This window comes from Streptomyces sp. NPDC002888, from assembly GCF_042888465.1.
Lineage (GTDB): Bacteria > Actinomycetota > Actinomycetes > Streptomycetales > Streptomycetaceae > Streptomyces.
Genome location: NZ_JBIAPU010000003.1, coordinates 148,476 through 168,984 on the forward strand (window position 1 = coordinate 148,476; position 20,509 = coordinate 168,984).

The window sequence follows — 20,509 nt, forward strand, 5'->3', positions numbered from 1 at the left end:
AGCCGAGAGGGACGATCATGACCACGGCGAGCACGGTGAGCACGCGAGTGCCCGAGGGCCGTTACGGCCGCTCCTCGGACGAGCGCGCCGACCGCAGACTCCGGATCACCGGAGCCGTGCTGGGCGCGGCCCTGCTCGCGTTGATCGGCTACTTCGCCTACCACTACGTCGGCCAGAACAAGATCAGCGCCGAGGTCATCACGTTCGAGGCCTCCGGCACCGCGGTCGAGGTGCATCTGGAGGTCCACAAGGACTCCGACACGAGCGGCTACTGCACGATCCGCTCTCAGGCCGGGAACGGCGCCGAGGTCGGCCGCGCGGACTTCCGGTTCTCCGGCGCGGACACCCGCATCGACAAGGTCGTGACGCTCCGCACCACGTCCAAGGGGACGACGGCCGAGCTGCTCGGCTGCCACGCCGACTGATGCCATTCGCAATACATAGCCACTGACCTGCGTTGACGTAATTCTGGTGGCATATGTCCTCCCCCTTCGGCCGCTGAATTGTTAGGCTCGTGGTTTCGCCCATCCCTGGAGGAACATGCTTCCGGGTAGGGCGACGCTTTTGTAGTCCCAGTACCGACGAGGAGCACCTGTGACCCAGACCAGCGAGTCTGTCACCTGGCTGACCCAGGAGGCGTACAACAAGCTCAGGGTTGAGCTTGAGTACCTTACTGGTCCTGCGCGCACGGAGATCGCCGCCAAGATCGCGGCCGCGCGCGAGGAGGGCGACCTGCGCGAGAACGGCGGGTACCACGCTGCCAAGGAGGAGCAGGGCAAGCAGGAGCTCCGTGTGCGCCAGCTGACCCAGCTCCTCGAGAACGCCCAGGTGGGCGAGGCCCCGACCTCGACGGACGGTGCGGTGGCGCCCGGCATGGTCGTCACGATCGCCTTCGACGGCGACGAGGACGACACGATGACCTTCCTGCTCGCCTCGCGCGAGTACGCGAGCTCCGACATCGAGACCTACTCGCCGCAGTCCCCGCTGGGCTCCGGCGTGATCGGCAACAAGGTCGGCGAGGACGCGGAGTACGAGCTGCCGAACGGCAAGAAGGCCTCGGTGCGGATCCTCAAGGCGGAGCCGTACAGCGGCTGAGCCCGCACGCCCCGCAGGACCCCGACAGCCCCCGGCGCCAATGCGGCGCCGGGGGCTTCGCCATACCCCCGGAGTCCGTGCGCCGCGGTCAGGCCGCCGCCGAGCGGTACTTGCGTACCGCCAGGGTCCGGAATATGGCGACGATCAGGACCGAGTAGATCAGCGAGGCCCAGACCGGGTGCTGCATGGGCCAGGCGTCCGAGGGGGAGACCCCGGGGTTGCCGAAGAGCTCACGGCAGGCCTGGACCGTGGCGCTGAACGGGTTCCAGTCGGCGACATGCTGCAGCCAGGGCGTCATCTTGCTGGAGTCCACGAACGCGTTCGAGACGAAGGTGACCGGAAAGAGCCAGACCAGCCCGCCCGAGGTGGCCGCCTCCGGCGTCCGCACGGAGAGGCCGATCAGCGCGCCGATCCAGGTGAAGGCGTACCCCAGCAGAAGCAGCAGGCCGAAGGCGCCGAGCACCTCGCCCACGCTGGTGTGGGTGCGCCAGCCGACCAGCAGGGCGACCACGGCCAGCACGACCAGCGTGAGCGCCGTCTGCACCAGGTCGGCGAGGGTGCGCCCGGTCAGGACCGCCCCCCGCGCCATCGGCAGTGAGCGGAACCGGTCGATCAGCCCCTTGTGCATGTCGTCGGCGATGCCCGCGCCGGCGCCCGCGGTGGCGAACGTGACGGTCTGCGCGAAGATGCCCGCCATGAGGAACTCGCGGTAGACGCCGGGGTCGGTGGTGCCGCCGATGTTCATGGAGCCGCCGAACACGTACGCGAAGAGCACGACGAACATGATGGGCTGAATCAGCCCAAAGATAATCATTTCCGGAATTCTGGACATCCGGATCAGGTTGCGTTTCGCCACGACCAAGGAGTCCCGGACGGACTGGGTGACCGGATTGCCCGGCGGGGCGACCCGCACGGTGTCGGTGACGGCGCTCATCGGGTGGCCTCCTTGTCGTTCTCCGCCTTCGTCTCGGCGACATGACCTGTCAGGGACAGGAACACGTCGTCGAGGGTCGGTCGGCGCAGCCCGATGTCGTCGATCTCGATACCGCGGGCGTCCAGCTCCCGGATGACCTCGGCGAGGAGCTTGGCGCCGCCGGTGACGGGGGTGGTGATCCTGCGGGTGTGGTCCTCGACGGTGGTGTCGCCCTTGCCGAAGCCGCGCAGACTGTGTTTGTCCAGGATGGCCGCGGCGGCCGCTATCCGTTCGCGCTCGTGCACGACGACTTCGACGCGCTCGCCGCCGGTACGGGCCTTGAGCTCGTCGGAGGTGCCGCGGGCGATGACACGGCCGTGGTCGACCACCGCGATGTCGTGCGCGAGATGGTCGGCCTCTTCGAGGTACTGGGTGGTCAGCAGCAGCGTCGTACCGCCGGAGACCAGTCGCTTGATGACCTCCCACAGCATCTGGCGGTTGCGTGGATCGAGGCCGGTGGTCGGCTCGTCCATGAACATCACGGGCGGGGAGACGACCAGCGCCGCCGCCAGGTCGAGCCGGCGGCGCATGCCTCCGGAGTAGGTCTTGGTGGGGCGGTCGGCGGCGTCCGCGAGGTCGAACTGCTCGAGCAGCTCAGTGGCCCGGGCCTTGGCGGCCTTCGCCTTCATCTGGTACAGCTGTCCGACCATCTGGAGGTTCTCGCGGCCGGTCAGGTACTCGTCGACCGCGGCGAACTGGCCGGACAGGCCGATCGAGCGCCGTACCTCGTTGGGGTGCTTGAGCACGTCGACGCCGGCGACGACGGCCTTGCCGCTGTCGGGGCGCAGCAGGGTCGTCAGACAGCGGACGGTCGTCGTCTTGCCCGCGCCGTTCGGCCCGAGCAGGCCCAGGACGGTGCCCTCGGGGACATCGAGGTCGACGCCGTCCAGAGCTTTTACGTCGCCGAAGGTCTTCACCAGACCTTCGGCGTAGATGGCGCCTGGCATATGAGTCTCCACGTCGTCGGGGATTTCTCAGGAAGCCTTGGTTCAGGAGTCTTGGTTCAAGAATCCTGGTTCAGTAATCTTGGTTCGCGACACACCATAACGCGATGTATCGCGTCACTCAATGGATTTGTCGGACCGCGACCCGATCGGGTGACAAGAGGGCCCTGACCTCAGTCGATGACCGTGTAGCCCGCCTCGTGCAGGGACTGCTCGACCTCGGCGCAGTGCGCCGGACCCTTCGTCTCCAGATGCAGCTCGACCTCCGCCTCCGTGAGCCCGAGCCGCGGGTGCGTCCGGACATGGCTCACGTCCAGGACATTGGCGTCGACCGCTGACAACACCCCGAGAAGCGCCGCGAGGGCGCCCGGCCGGTCCGTCAGCCGGACCCGGACGGCCAGGTAGCGGCCCTGCGCCGACATCCCGTGGCGCAGGATCCGCTGGAGCAGCAGCGGGTCGACGTTGCCGCCGGACAGCACCGCCACCACCGGCCCGTCGAAGGAGCCGGGGTCGCTCAGCAGCGCCGCGACCGGGCTGGCCCCGGCCGGCTCCACGACCAGCTTGGCGCGCTCCATGCACAGCAGCAGCGCGGTGGACAGCTCGTCCTCCGTCACCGTACGGACCTCGTCCACCAGGTCCCCGACGATCCCGAACGGCACGTCGCCGGGCCGCCCCACCTTGATGCCGTCGGCCATCGTCGCCGGGTGCTCGATCGCCAGCGGACGGCCCGCCGCCAGCGAGGGCGGGTACGCGGCCGCGCCCGCCGCCTGCACGCCGACGATCCGTACGTCGGGCCGCAGTGCCTTCACCGCGACCGCGATACCGGCCGCCAGACCGCCACCGCCGATCCCGACGACGATCGTGCGCACCTCCGGGCACTGCTCCAGGATCTCCAGGCCGACCGTGCCCTGACCCGCGATGATGTCGGCGTGGTCGAAGGGGTGGATGAACACCGCGCCCGTCTCGGCCGCGTACTCCTGCGCGGCGGCCAGCGTCTCGTCGACCACCTGGCCGTGCAGGCGCACCTCGGCGCCGTAGTCCCGGGTGGCGCTGATCTTCGGCAGCGGGGCGCCCTTCGGCATGAACACCGTGGAGTGCACGCCCAGCAGCGAGGACGCGAGGGCCACGCCCTGCGCGTGGTTGCCGGCGCTCGCGGCGACGACTCCGGCGGCCCGCTCCTCCGGCAGCAGCCCGGCGATACGGACGTACGCGCCGCGCAGCTTGAACGAACCCGTCCGCTGCAGGTTCTCGCACTTGAAGTGCACCGGCGCGCCCACCAGCTGCGACAGCCGTCGGCTGCCCTCCATCCCGGTCACCCGCGCCACCCCCGCGAGCATCTTCCGGGCGCCGCGCACATCGTCGAGAGTGACGGGACGCAAGGAGTCAGCCGTGCTGTAGCTCATGACTCAAGCATCGCAGTTCACAGGCGCGGACCGCGGTTGTGACCAACCACCGAGACCGGTTTGCGCAGCGCCCGTACGGCCCGCCTTCCAGCCGCGTAACCTGTCCCCCAACTCCAGCACTCTTCAATGAAGTGAGCCCCCGGCCATGCCGACAACACCTGAAATGTCGATGGACATGACGACCTTTGGTGACACCGGTCTCCTCGACACGCTGCAGCACGAGGTGGCGGTCTTCGCCCGCCGTGCCGAACAGACCCGGCTCGGCGGCGTCGGGCAGGTGCGCAACTCCATGGACCGCGCCGCGTACCTCCTGCTCAACCGGCTCGACAAGGAGGGCCCGATGGGCGTCAAGGCGCTCGCCGCGAGTATGGGCATCGACTCCTCGACGGTCACCCGGCAGGTGGCTCCGCTCGTCGACACCGGCCTGGTCAAGCGCACCTCGCACCCCGAGGACGGGCGGGCGGTCGTGCTCCAGCTGTCCCCGCGCGGGCTGTCTCGGCTGGAGGAGGTGCGCTCCTCCCGACGTCAGCTGATGGCCGAGCTGACACACGACTGGGCGCCCGAGGAGCGCGAGGCGTTCTGCACGCTCCTGACGCGCTTCAACACCGCGCTGTCCGCCCGGATGGCGGTCCAGGGGCTGCCCGGGGCGGAGCCGCCGTCCCCGTCCTGAGCCCAGGCGAATCCCGCCGTGCGCGGCCCTTGACCGGCGGGCCGCCCCTGACCTCATATGAGACACGTGTGAACCGGGTGCGAAGCCGGGTTCCTCCGAGGTCGTCCTCAGGCGGGAGGCGTGATGGGACAACGGCAGGCGGCCCAGAGCGCCCGTCGGGCCAGGGAGTTCGAGGCGTTCGTCGCGGGTGCGGCGGGCCGGCTGCTGCACACGGCGACGCTGCTCACCGCGGAGACACCGGACGACAACCCGCGCGCGCGGCGCCTGCTGACCCTGGCCCTCGCCCACACGTACGCGTGCTGGGACCGGCTGCGCGGTGAGGACCCCTACGACCGCGCCCGCCAGCACGTGGCCACCCGCTTCGCACGCGGCGCCTGGCACCAGTACGGCGCCTTCCCCCGCGCCCGCACCCATCCCGGCGGCCCCCTGGCCCCGCTCGGCCCCCAGGAGCGCCTGGTCCTGGTGCTGCGGCTGTACGAAGGGGTCGCCGAGCAGCAGGTCGCGGCCCTGCTCGGTCTGCCCGCGGAACGCGTCCACGCGATCTGCGACCGGGCGACGGCCACCCTGCTGCATCCGCCCCGCAAGCCGGCCGCGGCGGTGGTCGGGGCGAAGGTGGCGCCGTCATGAGCCCGGAAGAGACCGGGACCGTGCGGCGACCGGGTGTCCGACCGGGTGACGGGAGGCGGCGGTGAACCGGGCCCAACGGGAGACCGCCGTACGGCGGATCATGGAGCGGACGCCGCCGCGGGTGCCGCCGGACCTGCACGCGGAGGTCCTGCGCCGCGGCGGGCGCATGCTGCGCCGCAGGGTCCTCGCCCGCCGCCTGATGTGGCTGCTGCTGGTCGCCGCGACGGTGGCGTTCGTCGTGTGGGCGCTGACGGCCCGCCCCTGGGTGGAGCCGCCGTCGGAGACGACTCCACCGCTCACGGGCTGGTGAGGCCCCTTCCGGGACCTGCCCGAGGGACGGTCTAGCCGAGTGCCTGCTGGAGGTCCTCCAGCAGGTCTTCGACGTTCTCGATGCCCACGGACAGGCGTACGAGGTCGGCGGGGACCTCGAGGGCCGAGCCGGCCACGGACGCGTGCGTCATGCGCCCCGGGTGCTCGATCAGCGACTCGACACCGCCCAGCGACTCGCCCAGCGTGAACACCTCGGCGCGGTTGCAGACCTCGACGGCCGCCTCCTCGCCGCCCTCCACGCGGAAGGAGACCATGCCGCCGAACGCCTTCATCTGCTTGGCGGCGACCTCGTGACCGGGGTGCTCCGGCAGCCCCGGGTACAGGACGCTCGTCACGCGCGCGTGCCGGGTGAGCATGTCGGCGACCTTGGTGGCGTTCTCGCTGTGCCGGTCCATACGCACCGACAGCGTCTTGGCGCCGCGCAGCACCAGCCAGGAGTCGAAGGGCCCGGCGACCGCGCCCATCGCGTTCTGGTGGTACGCCAGCTCCTCGCCCAGCTCCTGGTCGCCGACGACCAGCGCGCCGCCGACGACGTCGGAGTGGCCGCCCATGTACTTGGTCAGGGAGTGCACCACGATGTCCGCGCCGAGCGACAGCGGCTGCTGCAGGTACGGCGTGGCGAAGGTGTTGTCGACGACGAGCCTCGCGCCCGCGTCCCGGGCGATCTGGGCGACGGCGGCGATGTCGGTGATGCCGAGCAGCGGGTTGGAGGGGGTCTCCACCCACACGACCTTGGTCTTCGGCGTGATGGCGGCCCGCACCGCGGAGGGGTCGCTGGTGTCGGCCACCGACCACTCCACGCCCCAGCGGGCGACCACCTTCGCGAAGAGGCGGAACGTGCCGCCGTAGGCGTCGTTGGGGATGACCACGTGGTCGCCGGGGCTGAGCAGCGTGCGCAACAGGCAGTCCTCGGCCGCCAGTCCCGACGCGAACGCGAGGCCGCGGCGGCCGCCCTCCAGGGCGGCGAGGTTCTCTTCCAGGGCGGTCCTGGTCGGGTTGGCGCTGCGGCTGTACTCGTAGCCGCCGCGCAGGCCGCCGACGCCGTCCTGCTTGTAGGTCGAGACCTGGTAGATCGGCGGGACGACCGCGCCGGTGAGGGGATCCGCGGTATTGCCCGCGTGGATCGCAAGGGTCTCGAAGTGCTGACTGATGTGCCTGTCGCTCATGGGCACCGAGGGTAGTGCGCTCGCGGCCCCTGCGGCGTACGGCGGAGTTTTCCACAGGCCGCGGATCACGTTGGCCAATTGTCGGCGGCGTCTGGAACCCTTGAGACATGGAGATTCTCTGGGTCCTGATGGCCCTGGTCATGATCGGTTTCGTGCTGCTGCCGGTCATGAGGCGCAGGCGCGGCATGATCGAGCAGGTTCCGCCGGGCCATCCCGACGCGGCGGACCCCGCGAACTACGGGTTCGTCCGTCAGGAGGAGCTGGACATCCGCATGCCCGGCCCCGACCAGGACCTGCTCGACGTCCTGGACCTGGTGCAGCGCACGCAGGACTACCGGGCGGCCGCGCAGCTGCTCTCGGCTACGGAGACGGAGGGCGAGTCGCGCTGGCAGCGCGTGCAGGCCTTCGCCGGGGCCGCCTCGCTGGAGCTGCAGCAGCGGCCCGGCGGGGTGAGCGAGGCGCCGGGCGGGCAGTGGCTGCGGGTGTGGCGGGCCGAGGCGCCCAAGGACGCGGGCGGGGCCGCGGTGCACGCCGAGTTCCTGGTGCAGCAGGCGTGGCGCACGGCGACGCCGGGCACGGACGCGTTCCGGATCATCATGGAGGAAGCGCGGGACGCCTGCGGGCAGGCTGCGCTGCTGTCCCCCGGTGATCCGATCCCGTACATCGTCGAGCTGTCGGTGGCCCGCGGTCTGGCGTACTCGCAGTCCGAGTTCGAGCAGCTCTGGCTGCAGATCCTGGACCGCGCGCCGGCGCACATGGGAGCGAACCTGGCGGCACTGCACTACTGGTGCGAGAAGTGGCACGGCTCGCGCGAGTCGGCGTACTCGTTCGCGGAGGCCGCGGCGGCGAGGGCTCCGCAGGGCTCCCTGCTGGCGGCGATGCCGTTGTTCGCGGTCTTCGAGCACCTGCCCGAGGTGAACCTGGTCTCCGGCTTCTACCGCAGCGAGGTCGTCTCGAAGGCGGTCCACGGCGCGCTCTACGCGGTGCACTCGGCGCGCTCCGACGACCCGATGCTCGCGCACGTCCGCCATCTGCTGGTGTTCTTCCTGGTGCGCGCCGAGCGCTGGTCGGAGGCCATGAACCAGCTGATACACGTCGACGGGCACGTGGGCGCCCTGCCGTGGACCCTGTCCGCCGACCCCGCCGCGGAGTTCGCCGTCTACCGGGCACTGGCGGTGGCGGGCTTCGAGGCGAACGGGGGCAGCCCGGCGACGCTGCCGCACTGAACCGAGCGGCCCCGGGGCCGGAATGCGCGCGTCGCGACTGCACAGCTTCGTCATGGTGCCCCTCAAGGCCGGCGAAGGTGCGAAGTCGCCCGGTGAGCCCTGCCTTTGACCTTGACACAGTGACAAGGCCTTCACTGCTTGCCAAGGAGGTGGTCTCGATGACCATGACGAGGCAGGACGAGGATGCGATACGAGCGCTCCAGGGGCTGGAGGACGGCCGTTCGTCCGTGCGGCTGCGGGCGGCCCTGGCGGTCGGCACGACGCCGGATCCGCGTTTCGTCGACAAGCTCATCGAGCGATGCGCGGTCGAGCCCGAGTTCTTCGTCCGCGACATGCTGACCTGGGCGCTCACCCGCCACCCGCTTTCCATGACGCTCCCCGGGCTGCTCCGCGAAGTCCGCTCGGAGCGTGCGCAGGCACGGAGCCAGGCGCTGCACACGCTGTCCAAGATCGGGGACCGGCAGGCGTGGCCGGCGATCACACGGGCGCTCCTGTCCGACGCCGACGACGAAGTGGCGCGGAGCGCCTGGCGGACCGCGGTCGTGCTCGTGCCGGAAGGCGAGGAGTCCGGGTTGGCCGCGGTGCTGGCGACGCAGCTCGGGCGCGGTGAGCGGGAGACGCAGCTGAGTCTCAGCCGGGCGCTGGTCGCGCTGGGTGAGGTCGTTCTGCCGGCTCTGCGTGCTGCGACGACGGCTCCTGACCGGCGCGTGCGCACGCACGCTGTCGCCACGGAACGGCTGCTGCGCGACCCGGACGCCGGATTCGAGTTCGCGGTCGAGGAGGCGAAGCGCGTCGTGGCCCTCGGCGGGTCCGGCCAGGAGGGACGGTAGGACGTGTTGATCGGTGAGGTGGCGCGGCGGTCCGGGGTCAGTGCCCGCATGCTCAGGCATTACGAGTCGCTCGGCCTGATGCGGCCTTCGGGTCGTACGGGCTCCGGCTACCGGGAGTACTCCGGCGAGGACATCCGGCGGATCTTCCACATCGAGAGCCTGCGGTCGCTGGGGCTGTCGCTGCGTGAGATCGGGCGCGCGCTCGACGATCCCGGCTTCACGCCCTCGGCGCTCGTCGACGACCTCATCCGTCAGGCGCGCGAACGTATCGCGGCCGAGACCGAGCTGCTCACGCGGCTCCGCCGGATCGATGCCGCGGAACCCGCCGGCTGGGAGGACGTCCTCCAGGCCGTCGCGTTCCTCCAGGCGCTGGGGTCGAAGAGCGCTGCCGCGCGTCAGCGCGCGGCCCTCTCCTCGGTCGACGAGGTTCCGGTGCCGGTGGAGGCCCTGGTCGAGGCGGTACTGAGGGAGACGGATCCGAACGTCGCCGGAGCCCTTCGATGGGCGCTGGCGCGATCGGGCGACGGCGGCACGGCACTGCTGGCTCAGGGCCTCGGCTCACCGGTGGCCGCGGTGCGGGAACGTGCCGTTCAGTCCCTGGCCGAGATGCCCGGTGGTGAGGCCACCGCCCGGCTGCGGGACGCCCTCGCGAACCCCGATGGCGTGGTCCGCGGCCATGCGGCTCTCGCGCTCGGGACGCGTGGAGTGGCCGATGCGGTCCCGACGCTCATCGGCATGATCGTGGAGGGAAGGAACGACACCGATGCAGCCGACGCACTGAGCGTGCTGGCGAGCGACACCGCGACGGCGGATCGGATCGCCACCGGGCTCGTCGACCGCCTCACCCACGACAGCACTGAAGCGCCTGCACGCGTACGGCTGACACAGGCGCTGGCGGACATCCCGGGGACCACCGCGTCCCGTGCCCTCGTGGAGCTGTCGCATGACGGGGACCGTGCCGTCGCGCTGACTTCGGTGTACCTTCTCCAGCTGCGCGACGCACGGTGACGGATCTCTCCTGGGGTACCGCGTACGCGGCCCGCGGGGCGACGGTCCCGGACTTGTCGGGCGTAACGGCAAGCGCGGCCCGGCTGCGGAGCCTCTGCCAGTCAGCCTCTGCCAGTGAGCCTCCGCCTTCCCCGGGCCGCCTCGCGGTCAGCCCTCGGCGCGGGCGGGCAGCCGCCATCCCGGGCGCGGGAAGTGGCAGGTGTACCCGTCCGGGTAACGCTGCAGGTAGTCCTGATGCTCGGGCTCGGCCTCCCAGAAGGGGCCGACCGGCTCCACCTCGGTGACGACCTTGCCCGGCCACAGGCCGGAGGCGTCCACATCCGCGATCGTGTCCTCGGCGATCCGCTTCTGCTCGTCATCCACGTAGTAGATCGCCGAGCGGTAGCTGAGGCCGATGTCGTTGCCCTGGCGGTTCTTTGTGCTCGGGTCGTGGATCTGGAAGAAGAGCTCCAGGATCGCGCGGAAGTCGGTCTTCGCGGGGTCGAAAAGGATCTCAATGGCCTCCGCGTGCGTGCCGTGGTTACGGTACGTCGCGTTCGGCACGTCACCCCCGGTGTATCCCACCCGGGTCGCCGTCACGCCCGGAAGTCGGCGGATCAGCTCCTCCATCCCCCAGAAGCATCCGCCAGCCAGCACGGCCCTCTGCGTCTGCGCCGCCATTACGGCCCCTCCAATATCTGTCAGCTCGGTCACGCGGGCTGCTCGGCTCGCACACCACCGGCATCTCCTGCCCACTGTCCTCAACGTGCGAGGGTTACCAACGATTCCGTACCGTCCAACCCGCCCTGGGGTCGACGGCACGGGCTCAGGCAACCGGGCCACCGGCGTCTCATCAGCTGGGGGCCTCGATGGTGAGGACTCGGTCGCGCAGCACGGGAAGTTCGGTGCGGATCCGGGCGACCTGGGCCATGTCGACGTCCACCGTCACCGTCTCCTCGGCGGTGCGGGCCTCGCCCAGGACGGTCCCCCAGGGGGTGGGGCTGTTGCCGCTGAGGTGCACTTGAGCTTGTTCTGGTGAGCGGGAGTGAGTGCTGGTGGTTTGTGTCGTGCCGCGGCCTTGGGGCTTTGCGTCCACCTGTCGGCGGGAACCGGCATTCTCATATCGAATGCGTGACCTTGTCCGGGCGGTGTCGTTGGACGCGGTGACAGGGTTTTCGGGGTGGGGCCGTACGGGGGTGGCAGGGAGGGCGGATTGCGGGCACTGGCGGAGCCGTTCGTCGCCTCCGGCCCGGCCGGTGCGGCCATCCGTACCAGGCTGAAGCATCTGACGCCCGGGGACGAGAAGGCGCTGTGCCTGGTCGGTGCGTATCTGGGGTGGCTGGCCTCGAAGGACCTCAAGGCGCGCTGCCGGGACGGCCTGGAGCATTCCGCGGATACGTGGGCGGTGCGCAAGCGGGAACTGACGCCGTTGTCGTCGTCGCGCTGGGCGGGCAGCATCACCAAGGCTTCGCACGACCAGTGGGCGCTGGCCCGCCGTGGCCGGCTCGCGCACATTCAGAACCTGGAAGCGGGCATCCGCACCATCACGCACCGGCTGTCCCTCCCACTCGGCGAGAAAGGCTCCAAGAAGGCGCCCGGCGGCTACCGTTCCCGGCAGGAGCGGCACGCCAAGGCCCGGCGTCTGCGCGTGCTTGAGGACCGCCTGGATGCCGAGCGGGCCGACCGTGACACCGGGCGCGTACACGTGGTGCGCGGCGGCAAGCAACTGGCCCGCACCCGTCACCACCTTCACGCCGCCCGGCTCACCGAACACGAGTGGCGCAGGCGGTGGGAAGCGGAACGCTGGTTCTGCCAGGCGGATGGTGAGTCCGGCAAGCGCTAGGGCAACGAGACCATCCGGGTCAGCCCTCAGGGCGAGGTGAGCATCAAGCTCCCCGCACCGCTCGCGCATCTGGCGAACGCCCCACATGGCCCAGGAAGAACTCCTGACCACGGCTGTCCTCGCGATGGCGGAGCGCGGTGCCACCCGGGCTCCCGGTATGCGAACCCTGGCGGGCCGGGGGCAGCGCTGCCCGCCGCGCTCGCGCTCTGCTGAACGAGGCGTTTCTCGAACCGCTCTCGGCCCATGACCTGGCCGAGTCAGCGGGGTGCAGTCGCTTCGCCCTGTACCGCGCCTTCCGAGAGGCCTACGGTATGCCGCCCAGCGACTACCAGCGCCTTCTACGGCTCCGCCATGGGCGGCGCCTGCTGACCGGCGGCCTGGCGCCGGCGGACGCCGCGGCATCCGCCGGCTTCTCCGATCAGGCGCACTTCAACCGCTGGTTCAAGCGAACGTACGGCATCACTCCGGGTACCTTCCGGCGCGCCGTTTCGTGACAGTGGGGATCAGGTCCGCGATCCGTTCGAGCTGGTCGTGCTGGGAGCGCATGCCCTGGGCGCCGATACGGGTGACGATGTGCCGGGCGCCGGCGGCCGTGTACTGTCCCAGACGCTCGATGACCTGGGCAGCGGAGCCGGTGACGACTGCTTGGATCTTCTCCAGTTCCTCGACCGGCATGCCGTAGGTGGCCCGAGCGTAGGCGTCGAATTCCCGGCGGCCACGTTCCTCGTCGTCGTCGATCCGTACCGAGACGAACAGCGCGGGAGTGATGTCCTCGGTCGCTCGGCCGGCGTCGGTGGCCGCTGCGCGGAGGTCGGACAGGCCGGCCGCGTAGTCGGCGGGGTCAGGTGGGTAGGGCAGCCATCCGTCGTACATCCGGCCGGTCCGGGCCAGTGCCGAGGGGGTCGCGCCGCCCAGCCAGATGGGTGGGCCGCCGGGCCGGAACGGTCTGGTCGTGGGTGGGATGTCGTCGAGTCGGAGGATCTCGCCGTGGAAGTGGCCGGCGCCGTCCCACAGGGCCCGCCACAGGGCGACGGTCTCGTCCAGGCGGGCGAAGCGGCGTTCCCAGGGCACCCCGGACAGCGTGTACAGGGGCCGTCCGAAACGGCCGGGGAAGCCCGCGCCGACTGCCATGGTGAGTCGGCCGCCGGACAGCAGGTCGATCGACGCCAGTGACTGTGCGGCCTGGACCGGTCGGCGCAGGAACGGCATCAGTGCGGCCGTCCCCAGGGTCACGGCGTCCGTCGCCGGGGCGAGCGCGGCCAGCATCGTGAGGGCCTCGACGCGCGGGCTGATCAGGGAGTCGTTGACGAAGAGGGAGGAGAAGCCGGAGCGTTCGGCCCGGCGGCCGAAGCCGATCAGGTCCCGGGGGTCGTCGGACTCGTCCCACTGGGCGGTTCCGGTCGGAAGCAGTACACCGATGTCCATGCCGCCGATGGTCGTGACCCGGGGGGAGTACGGACAATTCCCTGCGGGGAATGGCCTCGCATCGCCGCCGCCGTTACAACAGGGCCGTGGACTTCCCTCGTGCGCTTCGTGACCGTCGTACCCGCCGTCATCTCAGCCAGCTCGATCTCGCGCTGCGGGCGGGCACCACCCAACGGCACCTCAGTTTCATCGAGTCCGGCAGGTCCGTCCCCGGCCGGAACATGGTCGTGCGCCTGGCCGAGTCGCTGGAGCTGCCGCTGCGGGAACGCAACGAGCTGCTGATGGCCGCCGGGTACGCGCCCGCCTACCCGGAGAGTTCGCTCGACGACCCGGTTCTGGCCCCGGTGCGTACGGCGATCGACCACATCCTGCGCGGTCATCTGCCGTATCCGGCGCTGGTGGTGGACCAGCGGGGTGACCTGATCGCCGCGAACACCGCGTTCGACGTGATCACCGAGGGTGCGGCCCCGGAGCTCGTGGGGCCGGGCACGAACGTCTACCGCCTGGCGCTGCACCCTGACGGTCTGGCTCCCCGTATCGACAACCTCGCGGAATGGGCGCGGCACATCCTGGCGCGGCTCGACCATCTGGTGGAGTTGCGCGCCGAGCTCACCACGTACGTTCCCGAGCTGGAGCCGTCGGCCGGGCTGCTCGGTTTCGCGGTGCCGCTCCGTCTGCGGTCCTCGTACGGTGAGCTGCGCCTGATGACGACGGTGACGACCTTCGCCACCGCCGTCGACGTGACGCTCGCCGAGCTGAAGCTGGAGGCGTTCCTGCCCGCCGATCCGGCGACCGCGGACGCCCTCGCGGCGGCGGCTGGGGCCGCCGCCGCGGGTCAGGCCCCCGGGCACATGTAGTCGGCCTTGATCCGGCCTTGGTCGTCGAGGACGAGGAATTCCAGGCCGCCGCCCAGCACGTCGCCGGTTTCCGCGTGCACCGACTCCCAGCCGAACTTCACCACGCCGTGGAGGCGTACCGCATCGGGGCGGGTCCGGAAGGTGATCCCCTGCTGTGCGACGAACTGCTCGTAGCCGCACGTCACTCGGGTCTCGATGGCGTCGTGTCCCCGGGCTCGATCATGTACCTCTCCTCGCCGGGAATCTCGTTCCGGAGCAGATCCTGCGGCGCCGAGCGGGCGCCGGCAATTCCCTTCAGGGAATGCGCCCTTGATCGTCAGGCGTGCCGGCGCCGGAATTCGGTTGCCTCTCCTTGCCGGAGCGGGCTCAATGGCGCACATGGCTGACGTTCAGGGCTCCTACGACGATCTGTTCACCGCGGTGCCCCACGCGCTGTCCGCGCTGCTGGACGAGGGGGACGTGGGTGGTTCGGTGGCGGTCTTCGTGGACGGGGAGCCGGTGGTGGACGTGTGGGGCGGGTTCGCCGACGCGGAGCGCGCGGTGCCGTGGGAGCGGGACACGATCGTCAATGTCTTCTCCGTCACGAAGACGATGACGGCGCTGTGCGCGCTGGTGCTGGCCGACCGCGGTGACCTCGATGTGGCCGCGCCGGTCGCCCGGTACTGGCCGGAGTTCGCGGCGGCGGGCAAGGAGAGGGTGCTGATGCGGCACCTGCTCGCGCACACGGCGGGCCTGCCCGACTGGGACGGGCCGGTGGACGAGCTCTACGACTGGCCGTCCGCCACGGCGCGGCTGGCGGGACAGGCGCCGCAGTGGGAGCCGGGCAGCGCGGCCGGGTACCACTCGCTCACGCAAGGGTTCCTGGTGGGTGAGGTCGTACGCCGGATCACCGGTCGGAGCGTGGGCGAGTTCCTCGCCGAGGAGGTGGCCGGACCGCTGGGCGCGGACTTCCGTATCGGGCTGCCGGCCGAGCACGACCACCGGGTGGCGCCGACGGTCCCGCCACCGGGCCGGGACGAGGACTGCACCGCCAGTGCGCCCGGCGGCAGCGCGACCCCGAGCGCCGCGACCGCGATACGGGTCCGCGACGGCAACAGTGTGGCCTGGCGTCGCGCGCAGATCCCCGCGGCGAGCGGATTCGGCAACGCCCGCTCGGTCGCCCTCGTCCAGTCCGTGATGGCCTGCGGCGGGTCCGTGCGCGGGGTGCGGCTGCTGTCGCGGGCCGGCTGTGACCGTGCGTGGGAGGAGCAGTTCAGCGGCGAGGACCGCCTCCTGGGCATGCCGATCAGCTGGGGTCTGGGCTACGGGCGGTTCGGCAGCACCTACGGGTGGGGCGGTTGGGGCGGCTCGACGGTCATGATCGAACCCGAGTCGCGTATGGCGGTCGCGTACGTGACGAACCAGATGCGCGAACCCGCGCAGGACACTCGGGGAGTGGAGCTCGTGATGGCCGCCTATGACGGCCTCAAAGGGCTGAGGGCGTGATGTGAAAGGCCGCGACCGGGCCATGCTCCCGAGTCGCGGCCTTTTACTTCACGTGCGAGCCTGAATTCATGATCAGTGCGTCAGCTGTACGGCTCGAGGCATCTGTGGATCCTCGGCTGTCCCGGTGGATGTGGCTGGTGAAGTGGCTTCTCGCGATCCCGCACTACATCGTGCTGTTCTTCCTGTGGATCGCGTTCACCGTCGTGACTGTGATCGCGTTCTTCGCCATTCTTTTCACCGCCCGGTATCCCCGCTCCCTCTTCGACTTCAGTGTCGGTGTACTGAGGTGGAACTGGCGTGTCAGTTATTACGCCCACACCGCGCTCGGTACCGATCAGTACCCGCCGTTCACCCTCGCGGACGTGCCCGACTATCCGGCGCGTTTCGACGTCGCCTATCCCGAGCGGCTCTCCCGCGGCCTGGTCCTGGTGAAATGGTGGCTGCTGGTGATTCCGCAGTACATCGTCGTCGGGATTTTCCTCGGGAACTGGGGGTGGGGAGGAGGCGATCATTGGGGTGGCGGCGGACTGATTTACTTTCTCTCCCTGGTCGCCGTGATCATCCTGGCGTTCACCGCCCGCTACCCGATGTACCTCTTCGACTTCCTGATCGGCCTGGCGCGCTGGGTCGCGCGGGTGGCCGCCTACGCCGCGCTGCTGACCGACGAGTATCCGCCGTTCCGTCTCGACATGGGCGGGCAGGACGTTCCGCAGGCCTCCCCGCCGGACTCCCCGCTGACGAAGCGCCCGTAGCACGCTGAGCTACCTCGGACACGTCAGGCAGACGCAGGCAAGTCCACCGGCACCCCAGCCCGAACCACCCCCGGCCAGTGTGACTTGAGTACCAATAGGGTGACCTCCATGTCTGCCCCGTTGAGTCCCACGAGAGCCAGAGCCGCGCTCCGCACATCGGCGCGCACCTCCGTGGATGTGCTGCTGGTCATCGTGATGCTCTCGGCGACGCTGTGGCTCCTGGGCCAGATGTGGTCCGTCGTCTGGCCGCTCGTCGTCGGCCTGCTCCTCACGACGCTGACCTGGCCCCTGGCGCGCTTCCTACGGCGTCACGGGTGGCCTCCGGCCCTGGCCGCGTCGGCGGTGACCGTGCTGTTCCTGCTGGTGGCCGTCGGCGTCGTGGCGCTGATCGCGGTGCCGGTGGCGTCCCAGTCCGGCGAGCTGACCGACGGTGTCGTCGAAGGCATCCAGCGGCTGCGCGAGTGGGCCGCCGGGCCGCCGCTGAACATCGGCGACGACCAGATCACCAAGGCCATGGACACCGCGGTCGCCCGCGCCCAGGACGGCGTCGGCAGCATGGTCACCGCTGTGGTCACGGGGGTGAGCACCGTGGTCAACGGCTTGATCACCGCCATCCTGGCGCTCTTCCTGATGTTCTTCTTCCTCAAGGACGGCCCGCGGTTCCTGCCGTGGCTGGCCCGCCAGTTGCCCGGCCGGCTCGCCACCGACATCCCGACCGTGGCCGCGCGCAGCTGGGACACCCTGGGCGCGTTCGTCCGTTCCCAGGCGGCCGTCGGTTTGCTCGACGCCGTGGCGATCGGCCTCGGCCTGTGGATCGTGGGGGTACCGCTGGTGCTGCCGCTGGCGGTGCTGACCTTCGTCTCCGCGTTCGTCCCCATCATCGGCGCCCTGTTCGCCGGTTTCGTCGCGGTGCTCATCGCGCTGGTCTCGAACGGCCTCACCGACGCGCTGATCGTGCTGGGCATCATCGTCCTGGTGCAGCAGCTCGAGGGCAACGTGTTCCAGCCCATGATCCAGAGCCGTGGGCTCGGCCTGCACGCGGCGGTGATCCTGCTGGCGGTGACGTTGGGCGGCAACCTGGCCGGCATCGTGGGCAGCCTGCTGGCCGTGCCGGTCGCGGCGCTGATCGCGGTGGTCTGGAACTACGTGCGGGAGCAGCTCAGCGTCCCGCCAGGGGAGTTGGAGAACTCCCCCACGACATCCACACACTCGTGAGCCGTGGCGCCCTCGGCCCCGCACCCCAGATGCTTATAGGATTTTTGATCTGTATGTGATCCCGATACGACGGGGCGGGGGATGCGGTATGGCGGGGCAGGGCACCGGCGCGGGCCAGGAGGGTGGCCCCGACCTGAAGGTGTCGTCGACGGATCTGACCAAGCTCTCCGGCGACCTCGACGACATGCAGGATCACCTGGACAAGCAGGTCAAGCGGATGGACGCGATCGTCGACCGCATCGAGGCCGGCTGGCGCGGCCCGGCGGCGACGGCGTACCGCGAGTTCCACCGGGCGGCGGCCGAGGACGCCGTACGCATCCGTGAAGTGATGCAGCTGCTGGAGGAAGCGGTGCGGCTCAGCCGGGACGGCTTCAGCAAGCACGACCTGGACGTGCTCGGGCAGATGCGGGCCATCCACGTGGACGTCGACAACGAGGTCGACAAGCTCTCCACGCCGAACACCGACGCGGGGACGGGCGGCACACCCGCGCCGCCCCGCAGCAGCTTCGACTCGTTCTGAGCCGAACCGTCACACACCCGTCGTGCAACGGCAGTTGACGACGCCAAGGGGGCAGCATGACGACCGGGCCCGCCGACGACGATCACATCGCCGTCTCCTTCACCACGCTCCACGATCTCGCCGCCGAGCTCGAGGACATCCTCAAGAAGCTCAACGGCAAACTGGACGATCTCTACGACCGCGTCGAACCCGTCGTCCTGTCGTGGCACGGCGAGGCACGCGAGGTGTTCGTCGACAAGCTCGACGAGTGGGACCACTCGGCCCAGGACCTCCAGGCGGCCCAGAAGTGGCTGCACGCCTACGTCACCACCGGCCACACCAACTACGCGGCGGCACACCGGGCGGTCCTGCGTGGTTGGGGGGCCGCCTGATGGCGGGGCGTCCCAGCGACGCCGAACGCAAGCAGGAACGCGATCAGTTGCAGCCGGCGGCACCGCCCGACGCCGGCAGTGGGTTCGACGTGCAGCCACCGCACCTCTTCTACTCGGCGGCGGTGATGCGCGACGGGCAGTTCGACTACGACAAGGGCGCCACGAAACTGGTGGACGCGCTGGGCGAGTTCAGCCAGTCGGCGGGCACCGGGTGGGGCCCGGACGCCTTCGCCGCGGCGTACATGAAGATCGCCGAGAAGTTCATCAAGGTCTGGTCGGCCAGCGTCCTGAGCGTCGGCGGCGTCGCGGTCGGCCTGTCCACGACGGCCAACACCTACCAGCAGGCGGACTGGCACGCGCGCGGCATGGTGGGACCGCCGCCGCGCCGCTCTCCCCCGGCCGTCATCGACAAGAGGCCCGACTACGGGAAGCTCAACGACATCAAGTGGACCGGGACCGGAGAGGACGCCGACTCCTGGGCGCTCTCCGGGGCGCTCGGCGAGATCCCGGACTTCCTCGCCGACGTCATCCGGCCGGCCATCGAGTACGGGCTGAACCTCGGCAAGACCCACGAGATCACCCCCGGCGCCCGTGAGGACGACCTCAAGGGCATGGCCACGGCGTGGCGGGACGCCTCGAGCACCGCCCTGAAGGCCGGGGACAACTTCACCTCGGCCATCGACTACATCACGGACCCGCAGGGCAACAACGAGTGGCAGAGCGCGATGAAGTCGTTCTGCCAGTCGATCTGGGGGACCACCGCCTGGGGCAAGAGCCGCAACGCGGAGGGGAACATCGCCCAGGCCCACCAGGGCGGGCGCAGTTGGAAGACGGCGAACGTGCCGCCCTCGCAGCGCCGGCCGATCCTGGAGGTGCTGCACCACACCGCCGACACGCTCCAGAAGACCTGCGACGACCTGGCCCAGGCCGCGAACACCTGCCGGGAGACCACCACCAACCTCGCCAAGCAGGCGGCCAAGGGGATGGTGCAGGACCTGACGACCGGGCTCGACGCGCTGGAGCTGCTGCAACTCGCGGGCACCGCCATGTTCGGCAAGCTGGTGATGACCTTCCGCGAGCACATGAACCGCGAGGCCGCGGACAAGGCCGTGGAGATCTACCAGCAGAAGTTCAGCGACGCCGCCACCACGCTCCTCGCGCTGGAGTGGGAGCTGGACGAGGCGCTCAGGAGCGCGCCCACGTTCCTCGCGGAGGAGGCCAGGGCCGAGGCGTTCGCCGGGCGCTCGCTCAACGAGTTCAAGAAGGAGCACAAGCTGCCGCCCGGGACGGCGCCGGTCCCGTACAAGTACACGCTCGACCTGGCGATGGCCGAGGACCTCGGCGGCGGCCACACCATCGACAAGCACGTCGGCAAGACCGACGCCCAGCTGCTGCAGCGCCTGCGCGACCAGGCCAACGGCGCGGGCGTGCCCACCATCCCGGCGGCGTCCAGCTTCCCGGACCTGCCCTCGGCGCAGAAGTACACCCAGGAGTGCATCCGCCGGAACACCGGCAACATCGACACCTGGCTGGCGACCGGCCCGCCGCCGCAGCCGCCGAGCAAGATCTTCGAGGTCGGGTCGGTGGGCGGAAACGGCCTGCCGGGCGTCAATCAAGTGACGGGGCGTACGTCGGTGGTGTCGGGCGGCCAGGCGGGGCCGGTGACCGATGCGTACGGGGTGCAGACCCGCCTCAAGTACGACGCGAGCCTGGACCCGCCCTTCGTGGTGGTCACCTCCATGCCGAAGTGACGGACACGCCGAAGTGACGGACGCCGACATAGGCTGGAG

24 protein-coding genes and 1 pseudogene are annotated in these 20,509 nt (G+C 70.3%); 17 read left to right on the forward strand and 8 right to left on the reverse strand.

The genetic code is table 11. The annotated features are described in order from the left end of the window. The first annotated feature begins 17 nt into the window (after window positions 1–17). Window positions 18–425: a DUF4307 domain-containing protein gene (locus ACFYWX_RS06175; protein WP_389422785.1), complete on the forward strand. Its 408-nt coding sequence runs from the start codon at window positions 18–20 to the stop codon at window positions 423–425. Window positions 426–594: 169 nt separating this feature from the next. Beyond that, on the forward strand, window positions 595–1,095 hold the full coding sequence (greA, locus tag ACFYWX_RS06180; RefSeq protein ID WP_389422786.1) for a transcription elongation factor GreA: 501 nt from the start codon (window positions 595–597) through the stop codon (window positions 1,093–1,095). Between the two features lie 88 nt (window positions 1,096–1,183). Here the strand turns inward: greA and ACFYWX_RS06185 are convergent, their stop codons facing one another. From ACFYWX_RS06185 to ilvA, 3 genes are all read right to left on the reverse strand, one after another. After that, window positions 1,184–2,029 (reverse strand): ABC transporter permease, encoded by an 846-nt coding sequence (locus ACFYWX_RS06185; protein WP_389422787.1) that lies wholly within the window; start codon window positions 2,027–2,029, stop codon window positions 1,184–1,186. Beyond that, window positions 2,026–3,015, reverse strand: coding sequence for an ATP-binding cassette domain-containing protein (locus tag ACFYWX_RS06190; RefSeq protein ID WP_389422788.1), 990 nt, complete (start codon window positions 3,013–3,015; stop codon window positions 2,026–2,028). Before ACFYWX_RS06190 ends, ACFYWX_RS06185 begins: the two co-directional genes overlap by 4 nt. A gap of 170 nt (window positions 3,016–3,185) precedes the next feature. After that, window positions 3,186–4,415: a threonine ammonia-lyase gene (ilvA, locus tag ACFYWX_RS06195; RefSeq protein ID WP_389422789.1), complete on the reverse strand. Its 1,230-nt coding sequence runs from the start codon at window positions 4,413–4,415 to the stop codon at window positions 3,186–3,188. Between the two features lie 163 nt (window positions 4,416–4,578). Here ilvA and ACFYWX_RS06200 point away from each other — a divergent pair, with 163 nt between their 5' ends. The 3 genes from ACFYWX_RS06200 to ACFYWX_RS06210 all read left to right on the forward strand — a co-directional run bounded on the left by ACFYWX_RS06200 (window position 4,579) and on the right by ACFYWX_RS06210 (window position 6,022). Continuing rightward, window positions 4,579–5,085, forward strand: a complete 507-nt coding sequence (locus ACFYWX_RS06200) for a MarR family winged helix-turn-helix transcriptional regulator (protein WP_389423059.1) — start codon at window positions 4,579–4,581, stop codon at window positions 5,083–5,085. Window positions 5,086–5,208: 123 nt separating this feature from the next. Further along, on the forward strand, window positions 5,209–5,712 hold the full coding sequence (locus tag ACFYWX_RS06205) for a sigma factor-like helix-turn-helix DNA-binding protein (protein ID WP_389422790.1): 504 nt from the start codon (window positions 5,209–5,211) through the stop codon (window positions 5,710–5,712). Between the two features lie 61 nt (window positions 5,713–5,773). Continuing rightward, a complete protein-coding gene (locus tag ACFYWX_RS06210; protein ID WP_389422791.1) occupies window positions 5,774–6,022 on the forward strand; it encodes a hypothetical protein in 249 nt (82 codons plus the stop codon). A 31-nt stretch (window positions 6,023–6,053) separates the two neighbouring features. Here the strand turns inward: ACFYWX_RS06210 and ACFYWX_RS06215 are convergent, their stop codons facing one another. Next, window positions 6,054–7,208, reverse strand: coding sequence for a cystathionine gamma-synthase (locus ACFYWX_RS06215; protein WP_389422792.1), 1,155 nt, complete (start codon window positions 7,206–7,208; stop codon window positions 6,054–6,056). A 107-nt stretch (window positions 7,209–7,315) separates the two neighbouring features. Here ACFYWX_RS06215 and ACFYWX_RS06220 point away from each other — a divergent pair, with 107 nt between their 5' ends. The 3 genes from ACFYWX_RS06220 to ACFYWX_RS06230 all read left to right on the forward strand — a co-directional run bounded on the left by ACFYWX_RS06220 (window position 7,316) and on the right by ACFYWX_RS06230 (window position 10,272). After that, on the forward strand, window positions 7,316–8,434 hold the full coding sequence (locus tag ACFYWX_RS06220; RefSeq protein ID WP_389422793.1) for a hypothetical protein: 1,119 nt from the start codon (window positions 7,316–7,318) through the stop codon (window positions 8,432–8,434). A 158-nt stretch (window positions 8,435–8,592) separates the two neighbouring features. Beyond that, on the forward strand, window positions 8,593–9,264 hold the full coding sequence (locus tag ACFYWX_RS06225; RefSeq protein WP_389422794.1) for a HEAT repeat domain-containing protein: 672 nt from the start codon (window positions 8,593–8,595) through the stop codon (window positions 9,262–9,264). Window positions 9,265–9,267: 3 nt separating this feature from the next. Then, window positions 9,268–10,272, forward strand: a complete 1,005-nt coding sequence (locus ACFYWX_RS06230) for a MerR family transcriptional regulator (RefSeq protein WP_389422795.1) — start codon at window positions 9,268–9,270, stop codon at window positions 10,270–10,272. Between the two features lie 147 nt (window positions 10,273–10,419). Here ACFYWX_RS06230 and msrA read toward each other — a convergent pair whose 3' ends face one another. Together msrA and ACFYWX_RS06240 are read right to left on the reverse strand one after the other, a co-directional pair. Beyond that, a complete protein-coding gene (msrA, locus tag ACFYWX_RS06235) occupies window positions 10,420–10,932 on the reverse strand; it encodes a peptide-methionine (S)-S-oxide reductase MsrA (protein WP_389422796.1) in 513 nt (170 codons plus the stop codon). Window positions 10,933–11,104: 172 nt separating this feature from the next. Next, on the reverse strand, window positions 11,105–11,272 hold the full coding sequence (locus tag ACFYWX_RS06240) for a hypothetical protein (RefSeq protein WP_389422797.1): 168 nt from the start codon (window positions 11,270–11,272) through the stop codon (window positions 11,105–11,107). Window positions 11,273–11,431: 159 nt separating this feature from the next. On the opposite strand from ACFYWX_RS06240, the pseudogene ACFYWX_RS06245 reads away from it, so the two are divergent. Then, a pseudogene (locus ACFYWX_RS06245) lies at window positions 11,432–12,184 on the forward strand (IS200/IS605 family accessory protein TnpB-related protein); the annotation flags it as partial. A gap of 47 nt (window positions 12,185–12,231) precedes the next feature. Next, window positions 12,232–12,588 carry a helix-turn-helix domain-containing protein gene (locus ACFYWX_RS06250; protein WP_389422798.1) on the forward strand — a complete coding sequence of 119 codons (357 nt, stop codon included), beginning with the start codon at window positions 12,232–12,234 and terminating at the stop codon, window positions 12,586–12,588. Here the strand turns inward: ACFYWX_RS06250 and ACFYWX_RS06255 are convergent. Continuing rightward, window positions 12,554–13,519, reverse strand: a complete 966-nt coding sequence (locus tag ACFYWX_RS06255) for an LLM class flavin-dependent oxidoreductase (RefSeq protein ID WP_389422799.1) — start codon at window positions 13,517–13,519, stop codon at window positions 12,554–12,556. The two genes, ACFYWX_RS06250 and ACFYWX_RS06255, sit on opposite strands and share 35 nt — an antisense overlap. Before the next feature lie 86 nt (window positions 13,520–13,605). Here ACFYWX_RS06255 and ACFYWX_RS06260 point away from each other — a divergent pair, with 86 nt between their 5' ends. Further along, complete coding sequence (locus ACFYWX_RS06260) at window positions 13,606–14,376, forward strand: helix-turn-helix domain-containing protein (protein WP_389422800.1); 771 nt, start codon at window positions 13,606–13,608, stop codon at window positions 14,374–14,376. Here ACFYWX_RS06260 and ACFYWX_RS06265 read toward each other — a convergent pair. Then, on the reverse strand, window positions 14,355–14,561 hold the full coding sequence (locus ACFYWX_RS06265) for a hypothetical protein (RefSeq protein WP_389422801.1): 207 nt from the start codon (window positions 14,559–14,561) through the stop codon (window positions 14,355–14,357). The genes ACFYWX_RS06260 and ACFYWX_RS06265 overlap by 22 nt on opposite strands. Before the next feature lie 193 nt (window positions 14,562–14,754). On the opposite strand from ACFYWX_RS06265, the gene ACFYWX_RS06270 reads away from it, so the two are divergent. The 6 genes from ACFYWX_RS06270 to ACFYWX_RS06295 all read left to right on the forward strand — a co-directional run bounded on the left by ACFYWX_RS06270 (window position 14,755) and on the right by ACFYWX_RS06295 (window position 20,470). Further along, window positions 14,755–15,861 carry a serine hydrolase domain-containing protein gene (locus ACFYWX_RS06270; protein ID WP_389422802.1) on the forward strand — a complete coding sequence of 369 codons (1,107 nt, stop codon included), beginning with the start codon at window positions 14,755–14,757 and terminating at the stop codon, window positions 15,859–15,861. Window positions 15,862–15,929: 68 nt separating this feature from the next. Then, the gene (locus ACFYWX_RS06275; RefSeq protein WP_389422803.1) at window positions 15,930–16,613 is read left to right on the forward strand and encodes a DUF4389 domain-containing protein; all 684 of its coding nucleotides are present in this window, start codon (window positions 15,930–15,932) and stop codon (window positions 16,611–16,613) included. A gap of 108 nt (window positions 16,614–16,721) precedes the next feature. Next, a complete protein-coding gene (locus ACFYWX_RS06280; protein WP_389422804.1) occupies window positions 16,722–17,828 on the forward strand; it encodes an AI-2E family transporter in 1,107 nt (368 codons plus the stop codon). 88 nt (window positions 17,829–17,916) lie between these two features. Beyond that, window positions 17,917–18,348 (forward strand): WXG100 family type VII secretion target, encoded by a 432-nt coding sequence (locus ACFYWX_RS06285; protein WP_389422805.1) that lies wholly within the window; start codon window positions 17,917–17,919, stop codon window positions 18,346–18,348. A 56-nt stretch (window positions 18,349–18,404) separates the two neighbouring features. Continuing rightward, window positions 18,405–18,719 (forward strand): WXG100 family type VII secretion target, encoded by a 315-nt coding sequence (locus tag ACFYWX_RS06290; RefSeq protein ID WP_389422806.1) that lies wholly within the window; start codon window positions 18,405–18,407, stop codon window positions 18,717–18,719. Further along, window positions 18,719–20,470 (forward strand): RNase A-like domain-containing protein, encoded by a 1,752-nt coding sequence (locus ACFYWX_RS06295; protein WP_389422807.1) that lies wholly within the window; start codon window positions 18,719–18,721, stop codon window positions 20,468–20,470. Before ACFYWX_RS06290 ends, ACFYWX_RS06295 begins: the two co-directional genes overlap by 1 nt. Window positions 20,471–20,509 lie beyond the last annotated feature (39 nt).